This is a genomic window from Bacillus pfraonensis (genome assembly GCF_050768835.1).
GTDB classification, from domain to species: Bacteria; Bacillota; Bacilli; order Bacillales; family Bacillaceae_G; genus Bacillus_A; species Bacillus_A pfraonensis.
Window position 1 is genome coordinate 1 of sequence record NZ_JAHCDO010000083.1, and the last position, 2008, is coordinate 2008.

The window sequence follows — 2008 nt, forward strand, 5'->3', positions numbered from 1 at the left end:
GTTTCGTCCAGTTTTCAAAGAACTCGTTTGTCGCTCATTTACGACTCCCTTATGTTAACATTTTCATCTTTCAATGTCAACTAAGTTTTTTATTTCGTTTGTCGCGTTTTGCTTGTTGCTATCAGCGACTCGTATAATATTACACCTCTATATAATAATAGTCAATGGTTTTTATTAAATAAATTTAAAGTTTTTTATTCGCCAGTCGCTATATAGATTCCCATAAAGTGAAACTTTAATCAATGGAGGTTTTCTTCATCCATCTGATAATATCGATCAGTAACAATTAGCTTTTCACTTTCTACTATAAAAGTACCAATTGCCTTGTTCTTTATCATTCCTTCTTCTACTGTACAATGATAGTATGCTTTAAAGACAGTAGGTTTACGTTTCCCATTTGTTAACATCATCATAGACAACTTAATTATTCATCGTTATTAACTCCATATAATTCATACTATTTAATTGTTATACAGGGTAATTGGAGTATGAGATAATTAGCAATCGTTCCATTTAGATTGCGTAAGTACACTTAGACTTATTGAAAATATGTTTCCTAAAGGTATTTGAATAGGAGGAGTATTTTAGTGAATATTGATGAGTACGCGTGGAATAAAATCGATTTATTCCACACAACTTTAGAGTACCACCCTTGTATTCGCCGCTATGAATACAATATTATGTTTTATTCTCTAATCTCACTGTATCTCCCTATAAATCAACTAAAAAGAGGGTTTCATACTCAATGAATCACACACCCTCTTTTTACATTCCTATATTAAAGTGTTTTACACTTTCTATCTTCTTTCATCTTTCGATCTACAGATTTCATTAGAACACGTAATTTATCTTTATCTGCCCAGACCACTCCAAGTAAAACTAGGCAACCACCTATTAAAATCTTCCATGTTAAAGATTCATTTAATAGAATAACCGAAGCAGTAATACTTATGAGTGGTAAAGCATTTAAATACAGCCCACTTACTGATGCCGACACCTTTTCTAGCGCCTTATTCCAAAGCCAATAGGCAAGAATCGTTGCACCAATAACAAGGTACATAAAACTAAGTCCAGCCTTCCATGTATGTAGTTGCGGTAAACCGTAGTAAAAAGCTTCTATAGCAGCAAAAGGTAATAAAATAACCGCTCCAATTAACAATGTTAATGTAGTAAACACTTCATTCGATAACTTCTTTTCTTGTTTTGGTCGTTTGAGTAATATTGTATAGTAAGCAAATAAAAAGGTACTACATAAAATAAGTGTGTCCCCTACTAGAGAAGCACTTTGAGTATCGTGACTGGATGGGATTGTAATACATATGACACCAATAAAGCCTAATACAATTCCGATCCAATAGTTTAAGTGGATTCTTTCTCTTAACAAAATTGCAGAAAAAACAATCGTAACTAACGGCAATGCAGCATCAATAATACTAACGTGCAAACCACTTGTTAATGAAATGCCATACGATGTGAACATAAAATAGCCAGCTACACCGGTAAAAGATAATAAACTCATTCTCTTCCATGGCACGGCCCTATTTGTAATACTTTCCCGCAATCCATGAAAAGAGAATATCGCACTTATCCCCCCAGCAAAACAAAGGCGAAGAAATAGTAATGTAAATGGTTGAATTGACTCAAGCGCCCACTTTGTTGGAGCAATTGCTATCCCCCATAATATAATTGCCGCTAACAGCATACATATTCCTTTAATGTTTATCTCCCCCTTTTCCATATTTACATATATCCCCATCTTACTATGTACTCTTAGAGTAAAACAAACAGAGACTCTTTTTTTATTCTTTAAAACACTTATGTAAATACACAAAAAAGACGAGTCATTCTGACTCGTCTTAAGCTTGCTTGGCGACGTCCTACTCTCACAGGGACAAGGTCCCAACTACCATCGGCGCTAGAGAGCTTAACTTCCGTGTTCGGTATGGGAACGGGTGTGACCTCTCTGCCATCATCACCAAACTATGAAGGCATATTCCTTCAAAACTAG

2 protein-coding genes and 1 rRNA gene are annotated in these 2008 nt (G+C 34.9%); all 3 read right to left on the reverse strand.

Annotation, left to right across the window (positions count from 1 at the left end; translation table 11 throughout):
• Positions 1-239: 239 nt before the first annotated feature.
• The 3 genes from KFD70_RS28975 to rrf all read right to left on the reverse strand — a co-directional run bounded on the left by KFD70_RS28975 (position 240) and on the right by rrf (position 1980).
• Entirely contained in the window at positions 240-410 is a 171-nt protein-coding gene (locus KFD70_RS28975) for a hypothetical protein (RefSeq protein WP_336454657.1), read from the reverse strand.
• A 368-nt stretch (positions 411-778) separates the two neighbouring features.
• Positions 779-1702 carry a DMT family transporter gene (locus KFD70_RS28980; protein WP_336454658.1) on the reverse strand — a complete coding sequence of 308 codons (924 nt, stop codon included), beginning with the start codon at positions 1700-1702 and terminating at the stop codon, positions 779-781.
• Positions 1703-1864: 162 nt separating this feature from the next.
• Positions 1865-1980, reverse strand: a 5S ribosomal RNA gene (gene rrf, locus KFD70_RS28985).
• Between the last annotated feature and the right edge of the window lie 28 nt (positions 1981-2008).

Bases quoted from the DNA above. Each gene is read 5' to 3' on its own strand.
- KFD70_RS28975 (WP_336454657.1), bottom strand. From the start codon at position 410: ATGATGTTAACAAATGGGAAACGTAAACCTACTGTCTTTAAAGCATAC.
- KFD70_RS28980 (WP_336454658.1), bottom strand. From the start codon at position 1,702: ATGCTGTTAGCGGCAATTATATTATGGGGGATAGCAATTGCTCCAACA.